The sequence below is a fragment of the Jeotgalicoccus coquinae genome (assembly GCF_014207425.1).
GTDB classification, from domain to species: domain Bacteria; phylum Bacillota; class Bacilli; order Staphylococcales; family Salinicoccaceae; genus Jeotgalicoccus; species Jeotgalicoccus coquinae.
On sequence record NZ_JACHFF010000001.1, the window covers coordinates 706,623 to 729,220 of the forward strand.

The following is a 22,598-nucleotide window of genomic DNA, read 5'->3' on the forward strand; positions in this document are numbered from 1 at the left end:
TATTTAACTGTGAGGAGTAGTGAAATTTAATCGTATATAGTACTGTCATAATTGTATGCTCCCTGAAATTGCAGTCTGTTCTGATGAGGAATATACTTGTATAATAATAGTAAAGAGAGTTATCCATACTATATATTACCGGAGGTTATTTATATGCAGCATGTGAAATTAAACAATGGTATTAAGATGCCGATTGAAGGTTACGGCGTGTTCCAGGTCGATCCTGCAGAAACAGAACGCTGTGTTCTTGATGCACTTGAAGTGGGTTACCTCAGTCTTGATACCGCAGCAACATACGGTAACGAGGAAGGTGTCGGCAGTGCAATTAAAAAGAGTGGTGTGCCGCGTGGAGAGATTTTCCTGACGAGTAAACTGTGGGTTGCAGACCAGGGCTATGAGAAAGCCAAAAAAGCATTTGAAAAAACTTTGGAAAAATTAGGTACAGATTACCTTGATCTGTATTTAATACACCAGCCGCTTGGAGACTATTACGGTTCATGGCGTGCAATGGAAGAACTTTATAAAGAAGGCAAAATTAAAGCAATTGGTGTGTCGAACTTTGATTCAACACGTCTGGTTGACCTGATTGTTAATAATGAAGTAGTACCCGCTCTGAACCAGATTGAACTTCACCCGTTCCTGCAGCAGAAAGATGCTCAGAAAGTCATGAAAGAATACGGGGTGAAAGTGGAATCATGGGGACCGCTTGCTGAAGCAAAACACGGTATTCTAGACGATGAAATGCTGAATGAAATTGCAGCCAAGCATAACAAAACGGTCGCTCAGATTATTTTAAGATGGCATCTGGAACAGGACATTATTATTATTCCTAAATCTGTCCGTAAAGAGCGTATGGAAGAAAACCTTGATGTCCATGACTTTAAACTTGATGAAGCTGACATGGAGAAAATTGCAGCACTGGACGGTAAGCATCCCCGCATTGTAGATTACAATATTATGGATATTGTTACCGGTATGAACAGTTCAAAAACACCTGAATAATATATTGTGAGGCTCCATTTCGAATGTATCGGAATGGAGTCTTTTACTGTTGTAATTGGTGATTTTAATCTATGATAGCGGTAACAGTAATTAAAAAGGGATGATAATATGAAATTAAATGCTGAGCTGTGCAGTCTGTTAAATATTAAATATCCGATTATTCAGGCGGGAATGGCGGGTGGATCAACAACACCGGAACTCATTGCGAACGTGAGTAATGCCGGAGGACTCGGAACACTGGGTGCTGCCTACATGAAACCTGAAGATATTAAACAGGCTGTAGGTGATATTCGAAAACTTACAGACAAACCGTTTGCCGTAAATTTATTCTGTGTAGAAAACGGCAATGTCCTTAATGATGAAACAAGAGATAAAGTAAAAGAAGAACTGCTGAGAATCGGAAAGAGCCTCGGAATCAGTGAACGAGACATTCAATTTAATGCAGCTGCTTATTTTGAAGAGCAGTTTAAAGTGTTAATAGAAGAAAATGTGCCGGTAATCAGTACAGCATTTGGCCTGCTGCCTGAAGATAAAGTGAGAGAGGCAAAAGAAAACGGCAGGATAATTACATCGATGATCACAACAGTTGATGAAGCAATACTAGCTGAGAAAAATGGTGCAGATATTATTATTGCACAAGGTGCAGATGCAGGCGGTCACAGAGGTACATTTGATTTAACAAAGTATGAAAACGGCGCAGATGTCGGGACATTCTCATTAGTACCGCAGGTTGCTGACAATGTAAGTATTCCTGTAGTTGCAGCAGGCGGCGCAAACGACGGAAGAAGTCTCGTTGCAGCACTGGCACTCGGAGCTTCAGGCGTGCAAATTGGAACGAGATTTTTATCCAGTGAAGAATCCGGCATTCACAAGGCGTATAAACAAAAGCTGTTCAACAGTCATGAAGATGATACAGTCATTACCAAAGTGTTTTCAGGGAGACCCGCCCGCGGAATACTTAATAAATTTATAGAAGAATTCAGCATGGAACCACTAGCATATCCTTATCAAAACTCAGCAACGAAAAGTATCAGAGGTGCCGCGGCTAAGCATGGCGACGGCGAATTCATGTCGCTTTGGTCGGGACAAAACCTGCGCCCTGTTGTAAAAGAACAGAGTGCAGCTGAAATAGTTGAGGAAATAATGGAGAAAGCGCAAGAAATACTCGGATAAGTACTTTGTCGGATTAACATTGTCCTTCGCGGGCGCTGGAAGTACTTTGTCGGATTAACATTGTCCTTCGCGGGCGCTGGAAGTACTTTGTCGGATTGACATTGTCCACCGCGGGCGCTGGAAGTACTTTGTTGAATTGACATTGTCCACCGGAGAGCCTGGAAGTACTTTGTCGTATTGACATTGTCCTCCGGAGAGTCTGGAAGTACTTTGTCGGATTAACATTGTCCTTCGCGGGCGCTGGAAGTACTTTGTCGAATTGACATTGTCCTTCGAAGAACCTGGAAGTACTTTGTCGTATGGACATTGTCCTCCGGAGAACCTGGAAGTACTTTGTTGAATCGACATTGTCCATCAACCTGCCACCATCCTATATCAACAAACAAAAAGCAGCCGCAAATCAGAAATTTGCAGCTGCTTTTATTATATTTACATAAATCCGATCAGCATTCCGCCGACGGCACCGGTCACCACAATTATCCATGGCGGGAGTTTGAAGTTGACGAGCATGACAAACAATATTGCTGCCAGTGCGAAGTCGGCCGGTTTCATAATTGAGCTTGTCCATATTGGCGTGTACAGTGCTGAGATTAAAATACCGATCACTGCGGCATTTGCTCCCATGACAGCACCTTTGACTTTATCGTTATTACGAAGCATATCCCAGAATGGCAGTGCGCCTAATATTAACAGAAATGCCGGCATGAATATTGCGGCTGTTGCAACGAGACCGCCAAGCCACCCATTCATCACTGTTCCGAGGTAGGCTGCGAATGTAAACAAAGGTCCGGGTACGGCTTGTGTTGCACCGTATCCTGCGAGGAATTCTTCTGCAGAAATCCATCCCATTGGAACGAGTTCCTGCTCAAGAAGCGGAAGTACTACGTGTCCGCCGCCGAATACGAGTGCGCCTGCTCTGTAGAAACTGTCAACTACCGCAACCCAGTATGAGCCCGTCAGCTCACGGAATGCCGGGAGTGCAAACAGCAGTACGAAAAACAGCACGAGGCAGACAGCCGAGAAACTTTTCTTAATTGGAAATGCGGCAGCTTTCTTACCATCATCTTCATGGTCTTTAAAAAGAATAAAACCGATGAGCGCTGCGATTAATATGACTCCGACCTGTGTAAACACCGATTGAAAGAGCAGTGTGCCAACGAGTGCTAAAAGTGCAATGACTTTTCTCCGGATATCCGGTGCAAGGTTTTTACTCATTCCCATAATTGCATGGGCAACGATAACAACCGCAACGATTTTAAGTCCGTGTATCCAGCCTGCATCGGCAATATCGAATGTGGTCAGCAGTGATGCGAAGATCATCAGTACAATGACAGACGGCAGTGTAAAACCGATAAATGATGTCAGTCCGCCAAGTACGCCGCCTCTCATTACACCGACACCGATGCCGACCTGACTGGATGCAGGTCCCGGAAGGAACTGGGAAAGTGCGACTAAGTCAGCATAGCTTTTCTCATCCATCCATTTTTTGCGTCGTACATACTCGGTATGAAAATAACCGAGATGTGCTGTCGGACCGCCGAAAGACGTTAACCCGAGTCTTGTGGACACTAAAAGTATTTCTATAAGAATTTTTATTTTATTCATTAATATCTCCTGTATATGTATTATTAATTCAACGTACCACGGAAACAGTTATTTTTAAACTGGGATTAAGATATTTACAAAGATTTAACACACAGTAAAAAGCGGATTATAATGGAAGTTCATATGATATAATTGTCTTCAAAATAACATCGTAGAAGAGGTGTTTTGCATAATGACAGATCAGCAGATATTAACTGTAGTTTTCACATCGATCGGACTCTTTTTAATATTAATTTCACTCGGTATTTATATATTTGGAGTTGCGGTGAAAAAACGTAATTGTACAAGTGAGACAACGGGTATTGTGGTCGATAAAGTTCGCGGCAGTAACAATGCCTTATATCCCGTTATAGAATATACAGTTAACAGCACGGTCTACAGAAGAAAGAAAAATGTGATTGCACACGGTTCTGTTAACAACGGTTACCCGATGGGGTACGAGCTGTCTGTATTATACGATCCCGGAAAACCTAAACGCTGCTTAATCGGCGGTACGAAAGTACAGACTGTCGCAGCATTTATTCCGGCAATGATCGGTACAGTATTTTTTGCGGCAGGAATAATCATATTATTATTTTAATTAAAGTTCAGGCAGGGGAATATAAATGAAGAAAAAAGAAAAAAGTGCATCAGCAGCACAGAGTATAAGCGGGAAGTTAAGATGTCCGTATTGTCATGAGCGTATGGAAGTTAAAGCATTGAAAAGTCTGGTCTGCATTAATAATCATACTTTTGATTTTGCAAAGCAGGGCTACGTTAATATGCTGAAGAAAGCTGTCAACACACAGTATGATGATGCTTTATTTGATGCGCGTCAGAGAATAATAAGCGATGCTGGATTGTACGCACCGGTACATGACAGAATTGCCGAAATTATAATGGACAGAACTACGGAAGAATCATTGCTGTTTGATGCAGGTTCGGGTGAAGGCTCTCATTTAAATATGATACAGAATAAAATTAGCAGTGAAACTCTTACAGGTATCGGTCTGGATATTTCAAAAGAAGGTGTCCTGATGGCTGCTAAAAATTATGATGGGCAAGTCTGGATTGTGGGAGATCTCGCAAACCCGCCCTTTGCCGACGGTTCATGCAGATTTATACTGAATTTCCTGTCGCCTGCGAACTATTCAGAGTTCAAGCGGATTTTAACGGATGATGGAATCATTATAAAAGTCATTCCGGGCACAAATTATTTGAAAGAACTGCGCACAGAACTGTTCAGCAATACAGAAGAAAGTGAATATGAGAATAACGACACACTTGATTTGCTGAAGAGAAATGTTACTGTTGTCAGTGAGGAGCGTATTACGTATTCCAGATCACTGGCCGCTGATTCCCTGAAAGATCTCATCTCAATGTCACCGCTTGGCTGGCATGCCGATGAAGAACAGGTTAAAGCATTTGCCGGTGAAGGCCATAAAGACATCACAGTGGATATGCATATTGTGATTGCAGTAAAAGAATAGAATTAATGAAACATTTTAACTTTAATTTCAATTAGGTGCTTGCTGTATTTCAGCTCATAGTAGATAATTACACTAAAGATGATGAATTTCATGGAAATATTACCATGTTTATTACAAACACGTTACAAAGTGAAATAAAATGGCCAATAACCTTGAAATGTTCCGAACATTAAAATATAATGAAAATACATTAAGAAATACATAACAGAACGAACAAACATAAGTTAAAGCTATACTCTTCATATCATTAACTAACTCGTTCTTCGATAGTGCCTTTGGCCTAGATATCATATTATATTATTTATCTGTTAGGGAGACTTGGATCTCCCTTTTTTTGTTGCCTTTTTTAAGGCCGTTAAAACATTAAGAAGGTGAACATATTATGAACAATGAAGAATTACATAATCACGCTGATAAATTTCTCCGGGAGAACTTTGGTCTCAGGCTTGAAATCCCGGTCAGAATATCAAAGAGAATGAAATCAAAACTGGGCGCATTCCAGATTAAGATACAGGGCAGAAAAGTTGTGTCGCAGGAAATTGTAATGTCCCATACTTTTATCGTAAATAATACCGAGGAGACGGTTCTCGATGTGCTCCGTCATGAATGTGTGCACTATGCGCTTTACACATTAAATAAGCCGTACAGAGACTCCGACCGAGAGTTTATTGAAACACTCGAACGTCTCGGCATTTCCAAAACGAGAACATATAAGTACAAGGGGCAGTCTTACTTATATGAATGCAAAAAGTGCAGCTACCAATTTACAAAAAGGGTCAAAGGATACAATAAGCGGTATATATGCAGACATTGCCGCGGGAAGTTTTTATATAAAGGTGCGGTTGAAACACGCTGATAACAAATTATTAAAAATTGTTTGACAATTAAAACGGGTTAGACTAGTATGATATACAATTAAATAAGAAATTTATCCAGAGAGACGGAGGGATCAGGCCCTGTGAAGTCTCAGCAGCAGGCTTCTTAAGTACTGTGCTAAATCCTGCAGGCACCGGCTTGAAAGATAATCATACAACGCCATTTGTCTATATAGATAAATGGTTTTTTATTTATTCACAGGAGGGGAATTCATGAGCATTCAGCTGAACAGCGTTTCAAAAACATATCATTTAAAAGGAAGAAGTGTTGAAGCATTAAAACCGACTTCACTCACGGTGGAAACCGGTGAGATTTTCGGACTGATCGGTTACTCAGGTGCCGGTAAAAGTACACTCGTGAGACTGATTAACTTACTTGAAAAACCGTCGACAGGTACTGTAACAGTCGGCAATGACAATCTTACAGAATTGTCATCAAAAGATTTACGTATCCGCCGCCAGAAAATCGGCATGATTTTTCAGCAGTTTAATTTAATCGAGTCAAAAACAGTATATGAAAATATTGAATTTGTTCTTAAAGCGAGTAAATACAATAAAAAAGATGTGCCGGCAAGAATTGAAGAATTGCTGAAGCTCGTCGGTCTGAATGATAAATCCAATATCAATGCTTCTAATTTAAGCGGCGGGCAGAAACAGCGTGTCGGTATCGCCAGAGCGCTTGCGAACAATCCCGATATTCTGCTGTGCGATGAAGCGACGAGTGCCCTTGACCCGGACACGACGAAGAGTATTCTTAACCTCCTTAAAAGTATTAACCGTTCGCTCGGTATTACTATTGTAGTTATTACACATGAAATGGAAGTTATTAAAGAGATTGCCGACCGTGTCGGTGTTATGTCAGCAGGGGAAATAATTGAAATCGGTGATACATACACTGTGTTCAGCCATCCGAAAGAAGAAATTACAAAAGATTTTGTACAGGAAATATACAATTTCGAGGTGCCGCCGCAAATTATAGAAACAGCTGAAAATCAGGTGATTACAATTCAATTTCTAAGTGAGAATGCCGAAGAGAATTATTTAAATCAGCTCTACAGAGATTTTGATTTAAGTATCAGCATTTTAAACGGCAGAATTGAATATATTAAAGAGAAGCCCCTTGGATTTTTAATGTTCCAGGTTTCCGGAAAAACTGGAGAAATCGAACGTCTTAAAGCACATATCGATAATACACAAGGCATAGAAAGGGTGGGTTATATTGGATAATTTCAGCCAGCTGTGGCCATTATTGTACCGTGCACTTTTAGAAACGGCACTGATGGTCTCAATATCAATATTTTTTGCAGTCCTGATCGGCCTGCCGCTCGGCATACTGCTCTATATTACGCAGCATCCGCTGCTGTTTAAAATTAAACCGTTAAACGCCACGCTTGGATGGTTAGTTAATATAATCAGGTCTTTTCCATTTATTATTTTAATTGTGGCAATTATGCCATTCGCGACATGGCTCGTTAATGCATCACACGGGCCGGTCTTTGCCAGTGTCGCATTGTCAATTGCAGCAGTACCGCTGTTCGCACGTCTTGTTGAATCGAGCTTTAACAGTGTAAAAGACGGTGTAATTGAAGCGAGTATTGCAGGCGGGGCACCGATTTATTTAATTGTGACGGATGTACTGCTGCCTGAAGCCAGAAAGAGCATCACCCAGGCGATTACACTGACAATTATTTCGATTATTGCATTCAGTGCCACAGCGGGTGTTGTCGGCGGGGGCGGGGTTGGTGACCTTGCAATCCGTTACGGTTACTACCGTTACGACACGTTAACGATGATTGTTACAGTAATCGTGCTTGTAATCATCGTACAAATTGTCCAGTGGGCAGGAGACTTTATTTCTAACAGAGCGGAGGAAAGATAAATGCGTGGAATCATAATGTTTTTAATCGGTACATTAGTCGTCATTGCAGGTACCAGTATTCTTCTTTATGAAGATGAAGGTGAAGTGATTACAATCGGCGCATCCAGCGGACCTTTTGCAGATATGGCAACCTTCGCTCTGAAACCTGTACTTGAAGAACAGGGCTATTCTGTTGAAATTATTGAATACAGCGACTATATTCAGCCGAATAATGCGCTGGCAAACGGAGATCTTGATGCCAACCTGTTCCAGAACGTTCTGTTTATGGAAAGTTATAATGAAGAAAACGATGCAGATTTAAAAAATATCATTCAGGTGCCGACGGCACCAATGGGACTGTACAGCAGTGAATTCACTTCACTTGAAGATATCACATCAGGCAGTGAAGTCGCACTGCCTCTTGACCCGGTAAACTCAAGCCGCGGTTTCTTAACGCTGCAGGATGCCGGATTAATTAAAATCAGTGACGATGCAAATATGTTTGCAATCGAAGAAGAGGATATTATCGACAACAAAAAAAATCTGGAGTTTATTTATCAGGATGCAGGACAGCTGCCGAGAAGTGTGAATCAAATTGGTCTGTCGCTCGTACCCGGTAACTTCGCACTTGCAAGTGACATGAAGCTGAGTGACGCAATTGCTCTTGAGAACATGAACGAAAACTTCAGAAACCAGATTGTTATAAATAATGAAACTGCAGGAACTAAAATGGAAGAAGATCTGATTAATGCAGTACAGTCAGAAGAATTTAATAAAGTCATTGATGAAGACTTTAAAGGCTTTGATAAACCTGAGGAGGACGAGTAAATGGCAAGTGAATTATTAAACTCATTAAGTCCGAGCTATTTCAGCAGTATGATGAATACAGAGCTTGAAGTGGGGGATAAGCCGCTGTTAAATCTGGCAGTCGGTATTCCCGACGGGCGGACTCCAAAAGTCATTACAGATGCAGTGAAAACAGCAATCGATAAAGAAGAAAATCAGAAATACGGTGCATTCAGGGGTAAACCGGAACTTAAAGACAGTATTAAACGATTTTATAAACGCACATATGGTGTTGAGCTTGAAAATGAAAATATTGCGATTCTTTTCGGCACTAAAAATGCACTGGTTAATTTTCCGCTCTCACATTTAAATCCAGGTGCGGGAATTATGCTGCCGAATCCGGGTTATGCGGATTATATTACAGCCGTCGAACTGGCGCAGGCAAAATTAATCGATATGCCGCTCCTGGAAGAGAACAGCTATCTCCCGGATTTTGATTCGCTTGAAGCGGAGCTTAGAGAAACGGAGCTTATCTATTTAAATTATCCATCCAATCCGGTCGGTGCAGCTGCAGATAAAGATTTCTTTGATAATGTGATCCAGCGTTTTAAAGGTACAAAAACACAGATCGTTCACGACTTCGCTTATTCGGCATTCGGTTTTAACGGTGCTCATCCCAGCATACTGACAAGCGATCCGGACTTCGAAGTTTCGATGGAGATCTATTCGCTGTCAAAAGGGTTTAATATGTCAGGTTACAGAATCGGATTTGCTGCAGGCAACAAAGAAATGATTGAAAGCATTAATAAATTCCAGGATCATACAAACGCAGGAGTATTCGGTGTCACGCAGGATGCTGCAATTGCAGCACTGGACAATGCGGACACATTAATTCCGCGGCAGAATGAAATCTTCAAAAAGCGTAAAGACTTTATTAATAAGGCGCTGCTGAATTTAAATATTCCGATAGAGCCGGTTCAGGGCGGAATCTTCGGCTGGATAAAAGTGCCTGCAGGTTTTGACGGTGAGAGCTTCGTAACATATCTCCTTAAAGAACAGTCTGTTCTTGCCACTCCGGGCAAACCGTTCGGGAACCGCGCGGAAGATTACATCCGTATATCTCTCGCAGCTGCTGATGAAGATTTAAAAACATTTGCAGAAAGACTCGGCGAGATTAAAACTCTCTGGGAAGATTAGTTTATTGTACATGTGCAAATGTGGTATTATTTACCCAGATATTAATTTTTGGGGGCGGCATGAGAGTGACTAAGTTTTTTAATAGAAACCGCATGTTAATCGTGCTGTTTGGCATAGTAGTATTAATTGCACTAATCGGTTTTTCGCTGACGGACAGAGACGCCACAACGAAAGCTGAACAATTTACCGGTGATACGGTTGCAGCGACGCAGCAGGCTGCCGGTGCACCGTTCGGTTTTATAGGCAATATATTTTCCAATATTACAGGAAGTTTCAGTGCCCTTGAAGAAAACAGGAAGCTGAAACAGCAGCTCGATATGCTGCCTCAGCTGCAGGCTGACAATGAGCGGCTCGCTGCTGAAAACGAAAAGCTCCGGAAGTCGCTTGAAGTAAGTTCAAGCATGGCTTATGAAACGGTCAATGCACGTGTTATTTCACGGGCACCTGATCAGTGGCTTGAATCCTTTACGATAGATAAAGGGGAGAAAGACGGTATTAAAGAAGGCATGGCGGTTTCAACATCCGAAGGATTAATAGGAATCGTGACACGTGTTAACGGCGGTTCGAGTTTTATCGAGATGATTTCAACGAATGCATCTCAGAATAATATGTCTGTTGAAGTCAGACATGACGATGAAGCGGTGTACGGAAATATCCGCAACTACGATACCGAAAAAGATGTTCTTGTAGTTGAGAATATTCAGAGCAAGGTTAAGCTTGAAGAAGGCGATGAAGTGTATACTTCGGGTCTGACAGGTGCATTCCCTGAAGGAATTGTCATCGGTAAAGTGGTGGAAGTTGAAAACGATGAGTACGGACTGAGTCAGAATGCGTACGTACAGATGAACAGCGACCTGAATGATGTGGATAACGTGTTTGTCTTAAAACGTGATCCTGAATCATTGGAGGACTGACAGTAATGCAGATGATAGTAATTTTCATAATCGGAATTATACTGATGTATACGGATATGGCCTTTGCAACTTTCAGTCCGATGACAGTTTTCGGTGTTGAGGTGTACTTCGTGCCGAAGCTCCTGTTAATGTATATCCTGCTTCTGACGATTTATGCAGGCCCGAGAATCAGTATGTTTTTCGCAATACTGTTCGGTGTTATGCTGGATATTTACATCGGTTCATTATACGGCATTCATATATTCGGTTTTATCGCTTTCGTCGTCTTTATGCAGACCGCATTCAGAGTGTTTTACAGAGACTTTGTCGCGATGGCATTTGTCGTGCTGCTGAATTCGTTTTTATTCGATTTTTATCAGTATGCGGTATACAGTGTACTCGACTTTATATCGATGCCGGTATTTGACTATGTCGCACTTCGTGCAATACCGAGCGTACTGGTCAGCGCACTGTTTTTTGTAATCCTTTATGTGCTTGCAATTCAGACAGCAAAAGTAAGAAAAGAATTACGCAGAATCAATTGACACATTCATTTATATTTTATATAATACAGTAGTTGATGAAACGTAAACATCAACCGCACATATATAGGTATAAGCGGATTTATCCCACCTATAATGGCGTGTCTTTAAATAATAGGAGGTGTAAGTATGTTTGCAATCATCGAAACAGGTGGTAAACAGGTAAAAGTTGAAGAAGGTCAATCAATCTTCGTTGAGAAACTAGAAGTTGAAGAAGGTGCTGAATTCACGTTTGACAAAGTACTTTTTGTTGGAGGCGACAGCGTTAAAGTTGGAGTTCCTACAATTGAAGGTGCTACTGTTACAGCTACAGTTGAAAAGCACGGACGCGGTAAGAAAATTAATGTTATCAAGTTCAAGCGCAGAAAAAACTACAGCCGTAAACAAGGTCACCGTCAACCATATACTAAATTAACAATCGGCAAAATCAACGCATAATGATTAATGTTATCGTTGCACGTAACAGTGAAAACCATATTACCGGATTTACGATGGACGGTCACGCGGACTTTGATGTTCACGGAAAAGATCTCGTATGTGCAGGTGCTTCGGCAGTTGTATTCGGCAGTGTGAACGCGCTATTTGCGCTTACTGATTGCGAGCCGGCCATAGACATGGCCGATGAAGGTGGATATTTAAGTGTTAAACTTGAAGATACATCCGATGACAGAGTTCAATTGGTTTTGGAAACAATGATTGTATCATTAAAAACTATTGAAAATGAATATAACGAATTTATAAAAATCGAACAAGAGTGAGGTGTATTGAATGCTTAAATTAGACTTACAGTTCTTCGCATCGAAAAAAGGTGTAGGTTCGACAAGAAACGGTCGTGACTCAGAATCAAAACGCCTTGGTGCTAAAAGACAAGATGGACAATTCGTAACAGGCGGATCTATTTTATTCCGTCAGCGCGGTACTAAAATTCACCCTGGTGAAAACGTAGGACGCGGTGGAGATGACACACTATTCGCGAAAATCGACGGTGTTGTTAAATTCGAACGTGTCGGACGCGACAAAAAACGTGTTTCTGTATATCAGGAAGCAAAATAATAATTTTGTGGCATCAGCTTCTGCTGATGTCTTTTTTTATGAATGTTATAATTTAAAACAGAGAGTAATTATATGGAGGTGAGTGTTATGTTTATAGATTACGTATCCGTACACTTGAAAGCAGGTAACGGCGGTAACGGTCTGGTAGCATATCGCAGAGAGAAATATATCCCTATGGGCGGACCATCAGGCGGGGACGGCGGAAATGGTGCAGATATTATTATGGAAGTCGATGAAGGATTAAGAACTTTAATGGACTTCAGATTCCAGCGCCACTTTAAAGCAACCCACGGTGAAAACGGAATGAATTCTAATATGCACGGTAAAAACAGTGCGCCATTAGTATTAAAAGTGCCGCCGGGCACGATTGTTAAAAATGCGGAAAACGGTGAAACACTTGCTGACCTGGTTGAACACGGCCAGCAGGCAGTTATTGCTAAAGGCGGACGCGGCGGACGCGGAAACTCCCGTTTTGCGACAAGCAGAAACCCGGCACCGGACTTTGCAGAGAACGGTGAGCCCGGTCATGAGCTGGAAGTAACACTGGAACTTAAAATGATGGCGGATGTCGGTATTGTCGGTTTCCCGAGCGTTGGTAAATCAACACTTCTCGGAACTGTATCTCAGGCAAAACCGAAAGTCGGAGATTATCACTTTACAACGCTTCAGCCTAATCTGGGTGTGGCTCAGACAAAAGACGGCCGTACATTTGTTATGGCTGATATGCCGGGATTAATAGAAGGTGCATCTGACGGTACGGGACTTGGACATCAGTTCCTGCGCCACATCGAACGTACGAAAGTACTCGTGCACGTAGTGGATATTTCAGAAACTGACGGCAGAGATGCTATTGAAGATTACAAAACAATCCGCAATGAAATGGCATTATTTAACGAAGAGCTCCTTGAGCGTCCTGAAGTCATTGCATTAAATAAAGTTGAATTAATCGATCACGATGAAGAAATCATCAACAACTTCATTAACGGTATTGATACTGATAATGACATTGTTCAGATTTCAGCGGCAACAGGTGAAAATATCGATCAGCTGCTTTATAAAGTAGCAGATCTGTTAGAACATCAGCCTGTTATTAAAGAAGAAATCGAGACGGAAAGCCGTGTGATTTACCGTCACGAAAAAGACCCTGATAAATTTGAAATTTCACGTGACGACGACGGTGCTTACGTTGTTTCAGGCGGAGCAATCGAGCGTCTGTTCATGATGACTGACTTTACACGTGAAGCTGCAGTACGCAGATTTGCAAGACAGATGCGCACGATGGGAATCGACGATGCGCTGCGTGACCGCGGTATTAAAGCCGGGGATGTTGTACGTATCTTAGGTGGAGAGTTTGAATTTGTAGAATAGGTGATTATAAATGTATCAGTATATAAAAGGTAAGCTGACGGAAGTCAAACCATCAGGAGCAACGGTTGAAACGGGCGGTATCGGTTATTTACTGCTCGTTCCGAACCCGTTCCGTCTTGAACGCTATATCAATACAGATGTAACGATTTTTACCGAGCTCATCGTGAGAGATGACTCGCACACGCTGTACGGATTTACCAGCGAAAGTGAAAAATCAATGTTTAAATCATTGTTGAAAGTGACAGGAATTGGACCTAAAAGTGCCTTGGCTATACTTGCTGCAGCAACGCCAAATGAAATTATCAGTGCTATTGAAAGAGAAGATAATGCCTTTATGCAGAAGTTTCCGGGTATCGGGAAAAAAAGTGCGAGCCAGATTATTCTGGATTTAAAAGGCAAGCTGAAGCCGGATGACACAGCAGAACCTGCTGCAGCTCCGGCATCACCTGCAGGTGATGTTTACGTTACGGAAGCGCTGCTGGCACTCGAAGTGCTGGGCTATTCAAAACGCGAACTGACACGCATTGAGAAAAAACTTGTTAAAGAAGATATCGGTTCTGTTGATGAAGCAGTGAAACTCGGACTGAAGCTGTTACTAAATTAAACGGGGTGAAGTAATGGATGAACGTATTTTAGATGAGCATGAGCAGGATGATGAAGTGTCATTGGAATTATCGCTCCGGCCTTCAAAACTGCAGCAGTATATCGGTCAGGATGCGCTTAAAAACAATTTAAGCGTGTTTATCGAAGCTGCAAAGATGCGGGAAGAAGCGCTGGATCATGTCATTCTGCATGGTCCTCCGGGGCTTGGTAAAACGACGCTTGCAAATATTATCGCTGCGGAAATGAACGTTAATATTAAAACGACATCCGGTCCGGCAGTAGAACGCGCCGGCGACCTCGCTGCGATTTTATCCAGTTTAGAACCGGGTGATGTACTCTTTATCGATGAAATTCACAGACTGCCGCGTTTCGTTGAAGAAATTTTATATTCAGCAATGGAGGATTTCTTTATCGACGTAGTAATCGGACAGGGCGATGAGGCGAGAAGTATCCGCATCGATCTGCCGCCGTTTACGTTAGTCGGTGCAACGACGCGTTTTGGAAGTCTGTCGGCACCTTTAAGGGACCGGTTCGGTGTGCAGCTCAGACTGCAGTATTACGATCTTGACAGTCTGAAGCTGATAATTGAACGGACAGCGGATATTTTTGAAGTGGCAATTCCAGAAAACAGTCTGGATGAGCTCGCAAGAAGATCCCGGGGCACGCCGAGAATCGCAAACAGACTGCTGCGCCGGGTGAGGGACTTCTCGATGGTTAAAGGTGAAGAAGCAATTACGCTGGATACTACAAATTATGCACTAAAAGTGCTTGAAGTCGATCCGGAAGGACTCGAACCGGTCGATCACAAAATAATGCGTACGATTATCGATACATACGGCGGCGGTCCTGTCGGACTTGAAACTGTAGCAGTATCAATCGGTGAGGAAGTCGTTACACTGAACGATGTATACGAACCGTATTTAATTCAGCGCGGATTTTTAGAGCGTACACCGAGAGGGCGTAAAGCCACAGCTAAATCATTTGAATATTTTAAGAATATTGATATGGATTAAGCTGGTTTAGGAGGAAACACATGAAATTGGAAGAATTTGATTTTCATCTGCCTGAAAATCTAATCGCGCAGACACCGCTGAAAGACCGTACAAGTTCAAGACTGCTTGCGGTTAATAAAGCGACAGGCGCGCTTAATGATAAACACTTTTACGATGTTGCGGATTATTTTAACCCGGGCGACGTACTCGTTTTAAATGATACGAAAGTACTGCCGGCAAGACTGTTCGGTATTAAAGAAGACACCGGCGCTAAAATAGAAATGCTGCTCTTAAAACCGATTGACGGCGGCTATGAAGTATTAATCCGTCCATCGAAGAAAGTCAGTATCGGTACGAAAGTGACGTTCGGTGAAGGCAAACTTACGGCGGAATGCACAGCGAAATTCGAAGAAGGCATTCATCATATGAAATTAATTTACGACGGAATTCTGGAAAACGTTCTGGATGATCTTGGCGAAATGCCGCTGCCGCCGTACATTAAAGAAAAACTTGATGATAAAGACCGTTATCAGACTGTCTTTGCGCGTGAATCGGGCTCTGCTGCGGCACCGACTGCAGGACTGCACTTTACTGAAGAACTGATACAGCAGATTAAAGATAAAGGTGTGGAAATTGTTTACATTACACTGCACGTCGGGCTTGGAACATTCCGTCCTGTTGCAGCGGAAACAATTGAAGACCATAAAATGCACAGCGAATTCTATACGATGACAGCTGAGGCAGCTGAAAAACTGAACGATGCAAAAAAAGCGGGCGGGAAAATTATCAGCGTCGGTACGACAAGTACACGCACTCTGGAAACAATTGTCCACGACCACGGTGAATTTAAAGAAGCTTCCGGATTTACAGATATTTTTATCTACCCGGGTTTCCAGTACAAAGCAGTGGACATTTTAATTACAAACTTCCATCTGCCTAAATCTTCACTTGTTATGCTGGTCAGCGCGTTCAGTTCACGTGAACACATATTAAATGCATACGCACATGCAGTCGATTCAAAATACCGTTTCTTCTCATTCGGCGATGCGATGATTTTACATTAAAGAGGTGACCAACATGGCAATTCGCTATGAACATATTAAAACATGCAGGCAGACCGGTGCACGACTCGGCAAACTTCATACACCGCACGGTGTCATTGATACGCCGATTTTCATGCCGGTCGGCACACTTGCAACTGTTAAGACGATGTCTCCCGAAGAGCTTGCTGATATCGGTTCGCAGATTATTCTGTCGAACACATATCACTTATGGCTCCGTCCGGGTAATGACATTATTAAAGAAGCCGGCGGACTTCACAAATTTATGAACTGGGATAAGCCGATACTTACAGACTCGGGCGGTTTCCAGGTATTCAGCTTAAGCCACCGTCGTAAAATTACGGAAGAAGGCGTGCATTTCCGCAGCCATCTGGACGGTTCAAAACTTTTCCTCGGGCCTGAAGGCGCGATGGATATTCAGCATGACCTGGGCTCTGACATTATGATGAGCTTTGACGAATGTGCGGCAATTCCGTCGACACACGACTACGTAAAACAGTCTGTTGAGCGTACGACACGCTGGGCTGACCGCGGTTTAAACCATCACATTAAAAAAGGACACGATAAACACCAGGCGCTTTTTGGTATCGTCCAGGGCGGCGAATACAAAGACCTGCGTGAACAGAGTGCCAAAGACTTAGTGGCGATGGACTTCCCGGGTTATTCTATCGGCGGACTGTCCGTCGGTGAACCAAAACCTGTAATGTACAGAGTGCTTGAGGAAACTGTGCATCTTTTACCGGAAGACAAACCGAGATATTTAATGGGTATCGGTTCGCCGGATGCATTAATCGAAGGTGTTATCAGAGGTGTCGACATGTTTGACTGTGTACTCCCGACGCGTATTGCGCGTAACGGAACAACGATGACTTCACAGGGACGCGTCGTAGTTAAAAACAAAATATACGAACGTGATTTCACACCGCTCGATCCGAATTGCGACTGCTATACTTGTAAAAACTATACGCGGGCATATCTCAGACATTTATTTAAAGCAAATGAGATCCTTGGATTGAGACTTACTACTTATCATAATCTTTATTTTCTGTTAAACTTAATGGAAGATGTTCGAACTGCAATTTTAAATGATAATTTATTGGACTTTAAAGAAGCATTTTTCGAATCTTATGGATTGAATACTGAAAATCCTAAAAATTTCTAAGCAGGAGGAAATTGCGCAATGGAATTACTCGTAACTTTCGCACCGATAATCGTTTTAGTTTTAGTTATGTATTTCTTAATGATCCGCCCGGCTCAAAAGAGACAGAAGCAGGTTCAGGAAATGCAGGCTGGACTGCAAAAAGGCGATGACGTTATTACAATCGGCGGCATGCACGGAACTGTAGAATCATTCGACCAGAAACATATGTACTTACGTACTGATGAGTCGGCTGTTCTTAAGTTTGACCGTGTTGCACTAAAAGAAGTAGTAAAATAAATACATTTAATTTAAGTCGGCATTCGTCGGCTTTTTTTATTTCACTTTGTATTTTTTAACGTTATAATTAACTCATTGTAAAAATTAGAGGTGTACACGTGAAAAAAAAATCCAGTAAATTAATTATTGCTCTGATGATTGTTGTCGTATTGTTCACAACAATCGCACTAACGCTTAAAGATGTACTGAATGATGTGAACCTTGGACTGGATCTCCAGGGCGGTTTCGAAGTCCTTTATCAGGTTGAACCGCTTGAAGACGGGGATACGATTGATGATAATGCAGTCCGGAGCACAGCATCAACACTCGATTCGAGGGTCAACGTTTTAGGAGTCTCCGAACCGAATATACAAATAGAAGATAACAACAGAATCCGGGTCCAGCTTGCCGGTGTTGAAGATCAGCAGGAAGCGCGCGAACTTTTAAGTACGCAGGCTGAACTGACGATTAGAGACGTTGACGACAACGTGCTGTTATCCGGTAAAGATTTAGTTCAGGGCGGTGCCTCCCAGGGGTATGACGAACTGAATAATGCAATGGTGTCGCTGGAACTCCGCGACAATAACAAGTTTAAAGAAGTGACGGAAGAAATCTCGAAGCGTCCGCCGGGTGAAAACCTGATGGTCATCTGGATGGATTTTGTCGAAGGTGAAGATTCGTTCGTCCGGGAAGTGCAGGAAGAGAACCCTAAATTCATCTCTGCACCGACAGTTTCACAGCCGATCAATTCCACTGATGTAATGATTTCAGGCGGATTTGAAGGCCAGGAAGGTGTCGAACGCGCACAGAACATCTCAGCGCTCCTGAACTCGGGTTCACTGCCGGTTAAACTGACGGAAGTGTATTCTACATCAGTAGGCGCACAGTTCGGTGAACAGGCGCTTGATGAGACGGTGACTGCCGGCTTAATCGGTGTCGGTCTTGTATTCCTGTTTATGCTTATATTTTACCGGCTGCCGGGACTTGTTGCAGTCATCACGCTGACTGTATACATTTTCCTGACACTCGCAGGATTTAATATGATTAACGGGATGCTTACACTGCCTGGTATTGCCGCATTAATTTTAGGGGTCGGCATGGCAGTTGATGCGAACATTATATTATACGAACGTCTGAAAGATGAGCTGCGTATCGGACGCAGTTTAAAACAGGCATACAAAAAAGCGGCTGCGTCCTCACTGTGGACGATTGTCGATGCCAACCTGACGACGCTTATCGCGGCAATCGTACTCTTTATATTCGGTACGAGCAGCGTTAAAGGTTTCGCGACGATGCTCTTGTTATCAATTTTAATGAGTTTCGTTACTGCGGTATTCCTGACACGCGTCATTATGTCACTGATCGTTCAGTCGAATTATGCAAATAACAAAAAAGGCTGGTTCGGTGTTAATCAAAAATATATTCATAACATTGCAGAAGGTAAGGATATTGAAGACTTATCATCTCCGTGGGACCGTTTCGATTTCGTTAAACATGCGAATAAATTCTTCGCACTAAGCGGAATTATCGTTCTTGCCGGAATAGTAATACTGTTTATCTTTAAACTGAATCTCGGGATCGACTTTACGAGCGGTACGAGAGCGGATATTACGACAGACGGCAATGCCACAGTTGAACAGGTAGAAGATGAACTTGAGACGCTTGGTATTCCGCCTGAGAACCTGACAATGTCAGGTGAAGATAAGCTCGTTGCACGCTACAGCACTGACCTCGGTCAGGAAGATGTGACATCTATGCAGTCGCATTTTAATGAACTGTACGGACACGATCCGATGATCAGTACTGTGAGTCCGGTAATCGGACAGGAGCTGGTGCAGAATGCAGTTATTGCATTAATCATCGCTTCAATCGGTATTATTATTTATGCGTCCATCCGCTTTGAATGGCGCATGGCAGTGCCGGCAGTGCTTGCACTTCTGCACGACGTATTTATAATCATCGCAGTGTTTTCAATTTTCCGTATCGAGGTGGATATTACGATTATCGCAGCAGTTCTGACTGTTGTCGGTTACTCGATAAATGACACGATTGTAACGATGGACAGAATTCGTGAAAATAACCGCAAGATTAAAGTCATCAGAAGCGAAGAAGAAATCAACGTTATTATTAACCGTTCACTGAGACAGACAGCAACACGCTCAATTAATACGATCTTAACGGTATTAATCGTTGTTGTATTCCTTGTACTGTTCGGTGCAACGTCGATTTTCAATTTCTCACTCGCATTGTTAATCGGTCTTGTGAGCGGTGTGTACTCTTCATTCTTTATCGCGATTCAGCTGTGGGGCGTCTTAAAACGCAGACAGCTTAGAAAATCGGGCGGAGAAGTTGTGGTTTACACTGAGAAATCAAAAAATGATGATAAAGTGGTAGTATAGGAATAGTAAATCAAAACGTCCGGGTGCGCCCGGACGTTTTTTAAAAAGGTGATAATTATGTTTACATCAAAATATACCTGGCAGGTACGTGAGCGTACCGAGAAGCTCGGCGAAGACATTAAAAAAGAATATAAGCTGAATCATTTGGAAACAACGCTGCTTGAAAACCGCGGCTATCATTCGGCGGAAAAAGTCGATGAGATACTGGCGCCGTCTGAATATAACTGGCAGTATATGCCGAATATCAATGAAGCGGCTGAAATGATTAAAAAGCATCTTCAAGCGGAATCGCGCATTTTAATTTACGGTGATTACGATGCGGATGGAATTACGAGTACAACGATTCTATACGATGCACTGAAAGCGCAAAATGAAAACGTCTTTTATTTTATCCCGAACAGAATGGAGCACGGTTACGGTCCGAACTACGATTTCTTTGAATTCGAAGTGGTCGGCAATGTGGATCTGGTTATTACAGTCGATAATGGTGTAGCAGCTGCTCCGGAAATTGCACTGCTCCGGGAGAATGATATCGATGCAGTAATTATTGACCACCATGCATTTGCAGATGAAATTCCGGATGCGGTGATCGTTCATGCTGGCTATCCTGAGAGTAAGTACCCATTCCAGGAGCTTGCAGGTGTCGGTGCTGCATATAAAGTGCTGCAGGCACTGGATCTGGCTAAAGACGAGTATCTTGGACTGGTTGCTATTGGTACAGTTGCGGATATCGTGTCGATGACTGATGAAAACAAGTATCTTGTAACGCGCGGACTGACTCAATTGAATCAGAACATGCCGCTCGGTTTATCGACACTGTTAAAAATGAGCAATCACTCAGGCACTGTCGATGAAGAAACAATCGGGTTTAATATTGCACCGAGACTGAATGCCACAGGACGTATGGATGAGGCATCAATCGGTGTGGAACTCTTAATGGCAGCCGATGAAAACCGAGCCTACGAACTGGCATCGACTATCGAAGAGCTGAATACAGAAAGAAAAGCACTGGTTGAAACAATTTATAAAGAAGCGGCTGAACAGGTCGATGAAAATAATGAAATCAATATTGTGACAGGCGATGACTGGCATCAGGGTGTACTCGGTATCGTTGCATCAAGACTCGTCGATGCATTCGGCAAGCCTGCTATAGTGATGTCGAATGATTTCGATGTGTATAAAGGGTCTGCGCGTTCGATCGAAGGCATTGACCTGCTCGGTGTGCTGAAGAAGTATCCGGATTACTACAACACGCTCGGCGGACATTCACAGGCACTTGGGCTGTCCGTATTCGAAGATTCAATCGAAGAGTTTAAGAAGACAGTAACAAATCATTTTAATGAGCTTGAGCTGAACTTAAAACCGATTCAGTATGTCGATTATAAAGTAACGAATGATAACCTGACGCTGAAAGATTTCGAACGAATTAAAAGATTGAAGCCGTTCGGTAAAGACTTTAATACACCTGTCTTTATGATTACGAATCAGACGGTGAAAAGCATCCGGCAGGTCGGCAGGGATTTATCCCACGTTAAAATCACACTGCAGGAGCTCGATATAGATATTATCGGATTTAAATTTGGTTTCCTGCATAACGAAGTGCAGAGCGGGGACAAAATCAGCTTAATCGGTACGCTTAACATTAATGATTTTAATCATAAACGTACATTGCAGATGGTACTTATGGATGCGCGGATTGATGATCTGCAGATTATCGATATGCGCGCTAAAAACGAGCAGGACTTCTCACTGATTAAACAGGACGACCTGTTTGTCACGAGCGAAGACAATAACGGCAAAGATAATTACTTTAAATACGGTGATGCACTGCCGATTGCAGTAAACACTTTAGTGCTCCGTGATATTCCCTACGACCTGGAAGAACTGCAGACATCCCTGAAAGGACTGCAGGCATCCAAAATTATCGTAATCTTTAACGATAAAAACGAACTGTTCTTTGAAGGACTGCCGTCAAAGCAGCTGATAGAGAAGACGGATGAAATTATTATGAAAGCTGAAGACGGGGCAATCGATTTAAGTATCCATGCGCCGCACCTTGCAGACAGAATCGGCACAACGATGAGAAATTTAAAAATTATTACCGATATTTTATCAGATTTGTCACGAATACGCGTCGAAAGTGGTATAGTATATAAGGATGAAGTACAAAGCGAAATTAATATAGAAAACAGTCAATATTTAAAACGCCTAACTACTAAAATTGAAGCCGAAGCCAAACTTAAAATGTCTTCCGGCCAAAATATGAAAGATTATTTACGTACATTAATCACAACGTAAATTGGAG

Annotated in this window: 23 protein-coding genes, 1 riboswitch and 1 other annotated feature; of the genes, 22 read left to right on the forward strand and 1 reads right to left on the reverse strand. The window is 42.4% G+C overall.

All coding sequences use genetic code 11. The features are described from left to right. Positions 1–153: 153 nt before the first annotated feature. Entirely contained in the window at positions 154–1,002 is an 849-nt protein-coding gene (locus HNR41_RS03415; RefSeq protein WP_184281754.1) for an aldo/keto reductase, read from the forward strand. Positions 1,003–1,110: 108 nt separating this feature from the next. Continuing rightward, complete coding sequence (locus tag HNR41_RS03420; protein WP_184281756.1) at positions 1,111–2,175, forward strand: NAD(P)H-dependent flavin oxidoreductase; 1,065 nt, start codon at positions 1,111–1,113, stop codon at positions 2,173–2,175. A gap of 429 nt (positions 2,176–2,604) precedes the next feature. Here HNR41_RS03420 and HNR41_RS03425 read toward each other — a convergent pair whose 3' ends face one another. Beyond that, a complete protein-coding gene (locus HNR41_RS03425; RefSeq protein WP_184281758.1) occupies positions 2,605–3,780 on the reverse strand; it encodes a chromate transporter in 1,176 nt (391 codons plus the stop codon). A 172-nt stretch (positions 3,781–3,952) separates the two neighbouring features. Between HNR41_RS03425 and HNR41_RS03430 the strand changes: the two genes are divergently transcribed. The 20 genes from HNR41_RS03430 (at position 3,953) to recJ (ending at position 22,591) form a co-directional block, all read left to right on the forward strand. Continuing rightward, complete coding sequence (locus HNR41_RS03430) at positions 3,953–4,360, forward strand: DUF3592 domain-containing protein (protein WP_184281760.1); 408 nt, start codon at positions 3,953–3,955, stop codon at positions 4,358–4,360. Between the two features lie 25 nt (positions 4,361–4,385). Next, positions 4,386–5,249 carry a putative RNA methyltransferase gene (locus HNR41_RS03435; RefSeq protein ID WP_184281762.1) on the forward strand — a complete coding sequence of 288 codons (864 nt, stop codon included), beginning with the start codon at positions 4,386–4,388 and terminating at the stop codon, positions 5,247–5,249. 382 nt (positions 5,250–5,631) lie between these two features. Continuing rightward, positions 5,632–6,105: a SprT family zinc-dependent metalloprotease gene (locus HNR41_RS03440; RefSeq protein ID WP_184281764.1), complete on the forward strand. Its 474-nt coding sequence runs from the start codon at positions 5,632–5,634 to the stop codon at positions 6,103–6,105. Between the two features lie 69 nt (positions 6,106–6,174). Continuing rightward, a riboswitch (SAM riboswitch) is annotated at positions 6,175–6,277 on the forward strand. A gap of 60 nt (positions 6,278–6,337) precedes the next feature. After that, positions 6,338–7,351 carry a methionine ABC transporter ATP-binding protein gene (locus HNR41_RS03445; RefSeq protein WP_184281766.1) on the forward strand — a complete coding sequence of 338 codons (1,014 nt, stop codon included), beginning with the start codon at positions 6,338–6,340 and terminating at the stop codon, positions 7,349–7,351. Further along, complete coding sequence (locus tag HNR41_RS03450) at positions 7,344–8,003, forward strand: methionine ABC transporter permease (RefSeq protein WP_229714919.1); 660 nt, start codon at positions 7,344–7,346, stop codon at positions 8,001–8,003. Before HNR41_RS03445 ends, HNR41_RS03450 begins: the two co-directional genes overlap by 8 nt. After that, entirely contained in the window at positions 8,004–8,810 is an 807-nt protein-coding gene (locus HNR41_RS03455) for a MetQ/NlpA family ABC transporter substrate-binding protein (RefSeq protein ID WP_184281768.1), read from the forward strand. Then, positions 8,811–9,965 carry an aminotransferase class I/II-fold pyridoxal phosphate-dependent enzyme gene (locus tag HNR41_RS03460; RefSeq protein WP_184281770.1) on the forward strand — a complete coding sequence of 385 codons (1,155 nt, stop codon included), beginning with the start codon at positions 8,811–8,813 and terminating at the stop codon, positions 9,963–9,965. 59 nt (positions 9,966–10,024) lie between these two features. Then, complete coding sequence (gene mreC, locus HNR41_RS03465; RefSeq protein ID WP_221432839.1) at positions 10,025–10,879, forward strand: rod shape-determining protein MreC; 855 nt, start codon at positions 10,025–10,027, stop codon at positions 10,877–10,879. A 5-nt stretch (positions 10,880–10,884) separates the two neighbouring features. Continuing rightward, positions 10,885–11,403, forward strand: coding sequence for a rod shape-determining protein MreD (gene mreD, locus HNR41_RS03470; RefSeq protein ID WP_184281774.1), 519 nt, complete (start codon positions 10,885–10,887; stop codon positions 11,401–11,403). 41 nt (positions 11,404–11,444) lie between these two features. Beyond that, positions 11,445–11,517, forward strand: a sequence feature (ribosomal protein L21 leader region). A 12-nt stretch (positions 11,518–11,529) separates the two neighbouring features. Beyond that, positions 11,530–11,838: a 50S ribosomal protein L21 gene (gene rplU, locus HNR41_RS03475; protein ID WP_184281775.1), complete on the forward strand. Its 309-nt coding sequence runs from the start codon at positions 11,530–11,532 to the stop codon at positions 11,836–11,838. Next, a complete protein-coding gene (locus tag HNR41_RS03480; RefSeq protein WP_184281777.1) occupies positions 11,838–12,158 on the forward strand; it encodes a ribosomal-processing cysteine protease Prp in 321 nt (106 codons plus the stop codon). Before rplU ends, HNR41_RS03480 begins: the two co-directional genes overlap by 1 nt. Positions 12,159–12,168: 10 nt before the next feature. Beyond that, positions 12,169–12,453 (forward strand): 50S ribosomal protein L27, encoded by a 285-nt coding sequence (gene rpmA, locus HNR41_RS03485; protein ID WP_035808455.1) that lies wholly within the window; start codon positions 12,169–12,171, stop codon positions 12,451–12,453. Between the two features lie 87 nt (positions 12,454–12,540). Continuing rightward, positions 12,541–13,821, forward strand: coding sequence for a GTPase ObgE (gene obgE, locus HNR41_RS03490; protein ID WP_184281779.1), 1,281 nt, complete (start codon positions 12,541–12,543; stop codon positions 13,819–13,821). Positions 13,822–13,831: 10 nt separating this feature from the next. After that, entirely contained in the window at positions 13,832–14,425 is a 594-nt protein-coding gene (gene ruvA / locus HNR41_RS03495) for a Holliday junction branch migration protein RuvA (protein ID WP_184281781.1), read from the forward strand. Positions 14,426–14,438: 13 nt separating this feature from the next. Continuing rightward, positions 14,439–15,437, forward strand: coding sequence for a Holliday junction branch migration DNA helicase RuvB (ruvB, locus tag HNR41_RS03500; RefSeq protein ID WP_184281783.1), 999 nt, complete (start codon positions 14,439–14,441; stop codon positions 15,435–15,437). Between the two features lie 20 nt (positions 15,438–15,457). Continuing rightward, on the forward strand, positions 15,458–16,480 hold the full coding sequence (gene queA, locus HNR41_RS03505; RefSeq protein WP_184281785.1) for a tRNA preQ1(34) S-adenosylmethionine ribosyltransferase-isomerase QueA: 1,023 nt from the start codon (positions 15,458–15,460) through the stop codon (positions 16,478–16,480). A gap of 13 nt (positions 16,481–16,493) precedes the next feature. Continuing rightward, positions 16,494–17,639 carry a tRNA guanosine(34) transglycosylase Tgt gene (tgt, locus tag HNR41_RS03510; protein ID WP_184281787.1) on the forward strand — a complete coding sequence of 382 codons (1,146 nt, stop codon included), beginning with the start codon at positions 16,494–16,496 and terminating at the stop codon, positions 17,637–17,639. Positions 17,640–17,657: 18 nt separating this feature from the next. Continuing rightward, positions 17,658–17,915: a preprotein translocase subunit YajC gene (gene yajC / locus HNR41_RS03515; RefSeq protein WP_184281789.1), complete on the forward strand. Its 258-nt coding sequence runs from the start codon at positions 17,658–17,660 to the stop codon at positions 17,913–17,915. A gap of 98 nt (positions 17,916–18,013) precedes the next feature. Beyond that, the gene (gene secDF, locus HNR41_RS03520; RefSeq protein WP_184281792.1) at positions 18,014–20,293 is read left to right on the forward strand and encodes a protein translocase subunit SecDF; all 2,280 of its coding nucleotides are present in this window, start codon (positions 18,014–18,016) and stop codon (positions 20,291–20,293) included. A gap of 57 nt (positions 20,294–20,350) precedes the next feature. Next, positions 20,351–22,591 (forward strand): single-stranded-DNA-specific exonuclease RecJ, encoded by a 2,241-nt coding sequence (recJ, locus tag HNR41_RS03525; RefSeq protein WP_184281794.1) that lies wholly within the window; start codon positions 20,351–20,353, stop codon positions 22,589–22,591. The last annotated feature ends 7 nt before the right edge of the window (positions 22,592–22,598 follow it).

Coding starts and splice junctions, on each gene's coding strand:
- HNR41_RS03415 (WP_184281754.1), top strand. CDS start 154: ATGCAGCATGTGAAATTAAACAATGGTATTAAGATGCCGATTGAAGGT.
- HNR41_RS03420 (WP_184281756.1), top strand. CDS start 1,111: ATGAAATTAAATGCTGAGCTGTGCAGTCTGTTAAATATTAAATATCCG.
- HNR41_RS03425 (WP_184281758.1), bottom strand. CDS start 3,780: ATGAATAAAATAAAAATTCTTATAGAAATACTTTTAGTGTCCACAAGA.
- HNR41_RS03430 (WP_184281760.1), top strand. CDS start 3,953: ATGACAGATCAGCAGATATTAACTGTAGTTTTCACATCGATCGGACTC.
- HNR41_RS03435 (WP_184281762.1), top strand. CDS start 4,386: ATGAAGAAAAAAGAAAAAAGTGCATCAGCAGCACAGAGTATAAGCGGG.
- HNR41_RS03440 (WP_184281764.1), top strand. CDS start 5,632: ATGAACAATGAAGAATTACATAATCACGCTGATAAATTTCTCCGGGAG.
- HNR41_RS03445 (WP_184281766.1), top strand. CDS start 6,338: ATGAGCATTCAGCTGAACAGCGTTTCAAAAACATATCATTTAAAAGGA.
- HNR41_RS03455 (WP_184281768.1), top strand. CDS start 8,004: ATGCGTGGAATCATAATGTTTTTAATCGGTACATTAGTCGTCATTGCA.
- HNR41_RS03460 (WP_184281770.1), top strand. CDS start 8,811: ATGGCAAGTGAATTATTAAACTCATTAAGTCCGAGCTATTTCAGCAGT.
- mreC (WP_221432839.1), top strand. CDS start 10,025: ATGAGAGTGACTAAGTTTTTTAATAGAAACCGCATGTTAATCGTGCTG.
- mreD (WP_184281774.1), top strand. CDS start 10,885: ATGCAGATGATAGTAATTTTCATAATCGGAATTATACTGATGTATACG.
- rplU (WP_184281775.1), top strand. CDS start 11,530: ATGTTTGCAATCATCGAAACAGGTGGTAAACAGGTAAAAGTTGAAGAA.
- HNR41_RS03480 (WP_184281777.1), top strand. CDS start 11,838: ATGATTAATGTTATCGTTGCACGTAACAGTGAAAACCATATTACCGGA.
- rpmA (WP_035808455.1), top strand. CDS start 12,169: ATGCTTAAATTAGACTTACAGTTCTTCGCATCGAAAAAAGGTGTAGGT.
- obgE (WP_184281779.1), top strand. CDS start 12,541: ATGTTTATAGATTACGTATCCGTACACTTGAAAGCAGGTAACGGCGGT.
- ruvA (WP_184281781.1), top strand. CDS start 13,832: ATGTATCAGTATATAAAAGGTAAGCTGACGGAAGTCAAACCATCAGGA.
- ruvB (WP_184281783.1), top strand. CDS start 14,439: ATGGATGAACGTATTTTAGATGAGCATGAGCAGGATGATGAAGTGTCA.
- queA (WP_184281785.1), top strand. CDS start 15,458: ATGAAATTGGAAGAATTTGATTTTCATCTGCCTGAAAATCTAATCGCG.
- tgt (WP_184281787.1), top strand. CDS start 16,494: ATGGCAATTCGCTATGAACATATTAAAACATGCAGGCAGACCGGTGCA.
- yajC (WP_184281789.1), top strand. CDS start 17,658: ATGGAATTACTCGTAACTTTCGCACCGATAATCGTTTTAGTTTTAGTT.
- recJ (WP_184281794.1), top strand. CDS start 20,351: ATGTTTACATCAAAATATACCTGGCAGGTACGTGAGCGTACCGAGAAG.